Here is a 7,025-nt window from a genome sequence, read left to right as displayed (position 1 = left end):
GCCAAACGCTCATGAGAAAGAATTGCTTTATCATTGCTGTAAATTCCGCTCCAGTCTGGTCCACGGTGACGAATGATTTTAGACATTTCTAATACTTGAGGTCTTAACGCTTCGGCTTTTTGCTTTAGATCAAAGGCACATACAATTCCACACATAATTTTATATTTTTAAACTTTTAATTTTATTTTGATAAGGCAAAGATGCGGTATTGGTTACAATTGAAAAACATAAATATTAATTTTAATTACAATTTAAAACCATAATTTAGTTTTTACATATAAAATGTAAAATTTTAGCATCAAAAAATACCCGAAACTTATAAATTTCAATTTTGAAGGTAAAATGCGAGTAAAATGGAAGGTTTTGAAGAATTCTTTGAATTAAATTTTGAGATATTTCAGAATCGTTAAAGATATTTCAAAGCATGAACAAATTCTCGAATGAAAAAATGGTTTTTCACAATATTGTCATTTCGATGAAAGGAGAAATCTCCGTAAGAAACTCTACAAAGATTAGCAATTACTTTACGAAGTTACTCGGAATCGAAAAAACATAGCCAATGGTTTCAACCATTGGAACGTAATATTGGCACGTCTACTATTTGTTTCCTGCGGTTGAAACCGCAGGCTATGTTTGAAAATAAAATCTCCAAACTTTGTCGAGTCTCTAGTGCGATTCCTCGTTCCTCGGAATGACATACTTTATGTACTACTTTGTCAAAGTTTAAAACTTTGACAAAGTTCTCACTAAACATTATTGTCCTGATTAATCTTCAAAACTAATTTTGGAAGAAATATAATTAGGCATTTTAGCTACTGCCAGTTGCAATTTAGATTGATTTAGCTTTTTTGCATTCTCATCTTTCAAATTATAATTATAATTTTCGAATAAATAATACATCAAAATTCTATTATAATCGTCCAACTCATTATCTGTAATCATATCCAGCAAACTTGTCTCAATTAACTGAGGATTTGCAGTTTCAGAAAGCGCGCGCCCCACTCTATTTATACTTGAGTAATAATGATTTTTTGATGGATTTTCAATGCGGAGCGATATTCCTAAAATCAAGTCCAGAACATTTATATCTAAAACTTCTATCTCTTTAATATAAGTACTTCTCGCCCCCTGAGCATAACTTCCATCACTTACTCTGTCAAAACGATCATTCATAATATTAAGGTGAGATCGAAGAAAAATCTCCCACTTTATAGTTTCTGCAGAAAGCATTGCAATATTCAACGCATGAACTCTCGGACTACTATCCATACTACATCCGCCTATAACTCGTCTGTTTCTCTTTAATTCGAGTTCTTCATTTTTACTTATATAACGACCTGCATATTCTTCAAATTCATCGTCAGAAGATTTTGTGACTTTTGATTCTTCTAATGCTTCTTTAAGAAGTAAATCAAAATTTTTATCTGCTTTTCTTAAAGAATCTAATCGTGTAAACTTTAAGGATTCCCAGTTTTCTAAATTTTTCTGGAAAACTTCAAATTCTTTTTCAGCTAGTTCTTTTTTAACAATATCCTCTTTATTTTTTTTCTTAGCTTTTTCATCAAAAGCCATTTCGTCAAAACCATATACAAGAGAAAGTTTTTCCTCGCTAAAACTTGGTTTCTTTAAAACTTGATCAATATAATCTTGAAACTTTTTTGCTTTTGTTGGTAAAGTATCTAAATAACGAACACCCGAATCTTTTGCATTTTCATAAAACACCTGAGCTGTTGTATCAACCAAACAATCTGAATATTGAATTAGTCTCGCATATTTATCAGAAATAGGTTTTGATTTAAATTCTTCAGTAAAATAAAAAGCTTTTAATGATTCTTTTGAATAACTGGTTTTTTCTTCAAATACAAAAAGCCATTTTCCTTTGAAATTATTTTTATAAGAATCAACATTCTTTTTACTTTCAGTAATTGATTCTTTGTCATTTTGTTTTCCTAATGGCAAACTTGAAAATTGAACTTTTTCCTCGTTTTTATAATCAGTATAAGCAGATTTTATAATAATCAAATCTTCCTTAAAATCAGCTTTTGGATATCTTGCTTTTAATTCTGAATATGAAATGCCTTTTTCCAGATCTTTTTTAGCTTTTACGGCATCTGATTTTTCTAATTCTACGTAATTGGCTTTGGCCTGACCAAAAGCAAAAAATGTTTTATTGAATTCGCACACTTTAAACTTCAAGTTCAATGAATCAACAATATGTTTGAGTTTATTCATAGAGTTTTCAGAATAAATCAAACCATTATCATAAACCTTAAATTCAGTATTTTGAGCAGTCAAATTCATGCTCATCAAAATCATAAAAGCAAAAAGTTTTCTCATAATTTCAGTTTTAAATTAATTATTCAACACTTTCAATCTATTAATTATTTTAACATTAAAATTAAAATTTAATCAAGGAATTGCTTTAAAAAAATAAACTATTCCACATATTATCAACATAATTATTCCGCCCCAATTTTTAAAGGATTGAACTTTTATCTGAAAATCATAAAGCTTATTATTTTCTGTAACATCTTTTTTCCACAATTTATGAATCTTATAAAAGGCATAAGAAGCTCCAAAAAATGAAATGCTGCAAATTAAGGATAGGTAATCCATTCTAAACTAATTAACTTCTTCTATCCTATAATGCGTCTTATTAATCTCAAACTGAAACCCAGCTTTATTTCCCATTAAATGATTTCCTAAAGGGGACTGCGGAGAAAGCGCAATAACATTAATTCCGTCAATTGTAATTTTTGGGAGCGCCACGCTTACATATAAATAAATCCCGTTTGCTTTTACCAAACTTCCTGAAATAATGTTTTCTGTATTTTTAGAAGAATCAATCTTATCTAAAACTGCTTTTTGAGCAATAGCTTCTTTGAGTTTATTAGTTAGTTTTTCCTGTTCGATATGCATCATTGATAAAGCCGTTTCGTGCTTATCGCCCGCCGAACCTTTGGCATCGTTTTTAGAATCTTCTGTCAATCCCGAAATCATGTCTTTAAAAACATCAATTCGGTCTTGGACCATTTGTAAGTAATGAGAATGTATTTTTTGTTTGAAAGTCATTTTTTTGAGGTACTGAGGTTCTGAGTTGCAAAGATGCAAAGGTTTTTGGTGATGCAGAAAAAAATAGCCACGAATTCACGAATTTACTCCAAAAAATTCACGAACTCATGGCTAAAAAAAAGGCACTTTTTATACTTTATATACTCTTTGTCCCTTAGTGTCTTTGCGTCAAATCTTCTTAAAAATCGAATTTATAATTTCCTCCCACTAAAACCTGGAAGCCTTGAACAGGATAATTCAGCCATCTTTCGTAAGCTTGATTTCCGATATTATTTAATTTTAAGAAGAAAGTCAAACGCTCATTATATTTATATCCTAAATGCGCATTGGCATCAAAATAACTTTTCAAAGTCGTAATTACAGGATCTGTTCCAAAAGTCAGATTGGTCTGCATGTCTTTACGTTCTCCAACATAAAATACATTTAAACCTGCATACCATTGTTCTGTAATATTTACATCAAGATTTGAACTCAATTTCATTGAAGGTAAATTCCAAGCTTCTAAACCATCTGTTTTATAACTGTTGAAAGTTCCATTGATTCCAAAAGAAACACTCTTAGAAAAATCAGCTTTCAATTCTCCGTAGAAACGGAAAGTTCTGATATCGTCATAAACTACACTAAACGAGTTTCCAAAACCATAATTCTGATTCGAAAAATCTTCTGTATAATCATTGCTTTTAAACAATGCTTTATCTTTTTCGTTTAAATAAGAACCAGTTACATTATAACTCACATTATTAGCCAGTTTTCCTTTTAAACCTGCAAAAACAGTATATTGATTACTGGTTGGTCTCATATTTAAAGTTGGAGACAAAAACGGATTTTCGGTTACAAAATCAGCATAGGAATTTTGATTTAAACTTCCGTTAACTCCAGTGTAGAAAATCATTAAATCGCCAACCAATTTGTATGAAGCATTTACTTTTGGATAAATATAAAATTTGTTGCCACTGTTTTCAGAATCCAAAGCATAAAACAAACCAGCACCTAATTCTAATGTCCAGTCGTTTTCATTAACCACAAAACTCGGTTCAATCCCAAAGTTTGTCAAACTGTATTTTAAAGGTTCAACATTGTCCCAAGCATAATTATGTTCGAAAGAACCGCTAACGTGATCTATAATAACATTAGTATTAATTGCCTGATCCATAACGTCAACTTTAAAAGTCGGTTTTAGATAAAAACGATTTTCAGAAGAAGAAAAACTATCCGAAAAGTTCGTAAATCTTGTTGAAATTTTACTAAAAACACCTTCCGTAAATTCGGCATTTCCGCCAACAGAAATCGTGTTATAAGAATGATTCGGATTAATTCCTCTAATCAAATCTTCCTGAGTTCCCGGCGCCAAAGTCATTCCGAAATCAGCCGGTAAACCATACCAATTGTATACTTGATTTTGATAACCTAAATCAACGCCCCAAGATACATCACGATCTTTTACACCGTAACCAATATTCAAACCGGTATCGTAAAATTCATCATTAAGATTTACATCTTTAATTCCGCCTTGCGAAGAATGATGACGCAGCATTCCAGCTAAATAATCGTTATTTCCTAAATCCTGTGTTACGAATAATTCAGCGTTTAAAGTTCCGTAATTTCCAACTCCAACCGTTGCATAATTATTAAACAATCTTTCTTTTTTAGATTTATCCACAGCTTGTGCATTTCCTTTTGACGGCGTAAAAGTCGATGCCACCGGAACAGACAAAATACTATATTTAATAGTTTCTTTTGGCTGATTTCCTGCATCGTCCAGCGAAGGCGTTTCTTTCACTTTAAAAGCGTCGGATATTGTTGGCGAATAAGGTTTTACTACGTTTACCGTTTCAGTTCCAATGCTTTCATTCTTCTTAACTTGCGAAAACGAAAGCTGGCAGACCAATAACACTAGTAAAACGATGATTTTATTTCGGCACTTAATTTTCATATTTATTTCTTTTAAGAGTATAGAGAAAAGAGTATAGAAAATAGACTTACACTATTTCTTAATTCTTAAGCTCAATCTCTTTGTTCAGTTTCTATATTCTAAAATCTATATTCTTTGTTCTTTGTTCTTTGTTCTTTGTTCTTTATTCTATTTTCTCGACCTAAGCTTCCCACTCTCCTTTAGCAACAAACTGAGCTTTTCCTCCAATATTAATATCAAACTGATTCTCGGTTAATTTCCCTTTGAAAAAAATCTGAGACGGACGCCCAATATAATCTCCCTGATAATTCGTTAATTCAAATTCAGGTTTATGGTATTTTAGCAGAAAAGCCTCCAAACATGTACTTGCACTTCCTGTTGCGGCATCTTCTACCAATTGATTGTGTTCAATACATAACATTCTGCTAAACAATTTTGAACCTTCCAGATAATAAAAATATAAGCCTCTATGATCTGTTTTACAATGATTTTTCATCCATTGATCTGCTTTATCTTTATCTAAAACCAAGTTTTCCAACGCTCTTTTACTGCTTAATCCAACCATTACAAACGCGCTTCCGGTTGTAACTTCCTGAATTGGAAATTGATTTTCAAAATCTTCTTTTTTCAGGTTACTGAATAATGTAAAATCTTCTTTGGAGAAAATATCCCAAAATTTTGGCTGCGCTGCTTTTAGCCAGATCAAATCTTCAGATTGCTGAATTTGAATTGGTCCAATCGGAACATTCAATGTTATACTTTCAGGTGAATTATCAAATATTTTATTGATCAAAACCCACGAAGTTCCAATTATCGGATGTCCTGCAAACTGCATTTCATGAGCCGGTGTAAATATTCTTATTTCTGCTTTATTGTTTTCTCTGTCCAGTTTGGTAATAAATGTGCTTTCTGCGAAATTAATCTCGCGTGCCATTTGCTGCATTTCTTCTGAACTTAAATTTTCAGCTTCTAAAAAAACCGCCAATTGATTTCCGGCATATTTTTTATCAGCAAAAACATCAACTATATAAAAAGGTAAACTCATTATTCTTATTTTTTTTGAGAAAATAGATTAAAGAATATAGAGAATAGACTTCAAATCTTTGCTTTCAATCTATTTTCTATCCTCTATATTCTATACTCTTTTTTTCTTATTTATTAATCGACGAATTTGTTTTTGATTCTTCCGCCTTAATCGCACTTAATTCTTTTTTCGCTTCTTCAACAACATCCGGATAATCTGTAAAATTGTTTATTACGTTATCTAAAATGTATGTTGCCTGATAGCTGTCTTTTAATCCGTAGAAGTTTTTCGCCATTAAAACCAATCCTTTTGCTCCGTAATATTTGTAAGCAGAATAGCTTTTTGCCAGTTTTTGAACTGCTGCATTCGAAGCATCAAATTTTCCTTCTTTGGTCTTAAAATAAGCATCATAATACAATGCTTCTGCTGCTAATTCTCCTTTTGAAGTTGTAGACAATTTTGCATACGCTGCTTTTGCTTTATCTTCATCTCCGGTTTGAATCGCCGCGCGCGCCACAATAATCTGTGCGTCGGCTTTTACGTTGGCATCGGCTTTTGGATTCGCTAAAACTTTATCTGCTGCAATAACCGAATTATCATAATCTTTTTTGTCATAATAACATTTCATCAAGTTTGCCTGAGCAAAGTTTTTGTTTTGCGGATAATCAGCTTCGCTTTCTAAACGAACTAAAACCGGAATTGCTTTATCACAATCTTTCGCTTTCAAATAAATCTGAGCCAGTCTATTTAAGGTTTGTTCTGTAAATTCATTTCTTGGCTGGTCGATTACATATTGATAATTTTGAGTTGATTTAGTTTCAGAACCTTCAGCATAATATAATTGTGCTAAATTGAAATTAGCTTCTAAAGCGTGTAATCCAGAAGGAAATTTGCTCACATAACCTGCAAATCCTGTAATCGCTGCTTTGCTGTTATTTTGACCATATTGTTTGTTAGCCGCATCATAAGTATCGTTATCCAATTCCGCATCTGTAACCGAAACGAAATCTAAAGTTC

Annotated in this window: 5 protein-coding genes; all 5 read right to left on the bottom strand. The window is 31.8% G+C overall.

Going from position 1 to position 7,025, the window contains the following annotated elements; translation table 11 throughout:
• Positions 1–765: 765 nt before the first annotated feature.
• A complete protein-coding gene (locus B3C18_RS01030; RefSeq protein WP_291140997.1) occupies positions 766–2,337 on the bottom strand; it encodes a hypothetical protein in 1,572 nt (523 codons plus the stop codon).
• A gap of 285 nt (positions 2,338–2,622) precedes the next feature.
• Positions 2,623–3,072, bottom strand: coding sequence for a hypothetical protein (locus B3C18_RS01025; protein WP_291140994.1), 450 nt, complete (start codon positions 3,070–3,072; stop codon positions 2,623–2,625).
• Positions 3,073–3,250: 178 nt separating this feature from the next.
• Complete coding sequence (locus tag B3C18_RS01020; RefSeq protein WP_291140991.1) at positions 3,251–5,005, bottom strand: TonB-dependent receptor; 1,755 nt, start codon at positions 5,003–5,005, stop codon at positions 3,251–3,253.
• Between the two features lie 160 nt (positions 5,006–5,165).
• Positions 5,166–6,029 (bottom strand): PhzF family phenazine biosynthesis protein, encoded by an 864-nt coding sequence (locus B3C18_RS01015; protein WP_180861588.1) that lies wholly within the window; start codon positions 6,027–6,029, stop codon positions 5,166–5,168.
• A 106-nt stretch (positions 6,030–6,135) separates the two neighbouring features.
• Positions 6,136–7,025 (bottom strand): tetratricopeptide repeat protein (locus B3C18_RS01010; protein ID WP_291140986.1); only part of this gene is annotated, 890 nt, incomplete at its 5' end.

The sequence above is a fragment of the Flavobacterium sp. UBA7680 genome (assembly GCF_002482975.1).
In the GTDB taxonomy this organism is placed as follows: domain Bacteria; phylum Bacteroidota; class Bacteroidia; order Flavobacteriales; family Flavobacteriaceae; genus Flavobacterium.
This window is presented reverse-complemented; position numbering and strand designations above follow the sequence as displayed.

Bases quoted from the DNA above. Each gene is read 5' to 3' on its own strand.
- B3C18_RS01020 (WP_291140991.1), bottom strand. From the start codon at position 5,005: ATGAAAATTAAGTGCCGAAATAAAATCATCGTTTTACTAGTGTTATTG.
- B3C18_RS01030 (WP_291140997.1), bottom strand. From the start codon at position 2,337: ATGAGAAAACTTTTTGCTTTTATGATTTTGATGAGCATGAATTTGACT.
- B3C18_RS01025 (WP_291140994.1), bottom strand. From the start codon at position 3,072: ATGACTTTCAAACAAAAAATACATTCTCATTACTTACAAATGGTCCAA.
- B3C18_RS01015 (WP_180861588.1), bottom strand. From the start codon at position 6,029: ATGAGTTTACCTTTTTATATAGTTGATGTTTTTGCTGATAAAAAATAT.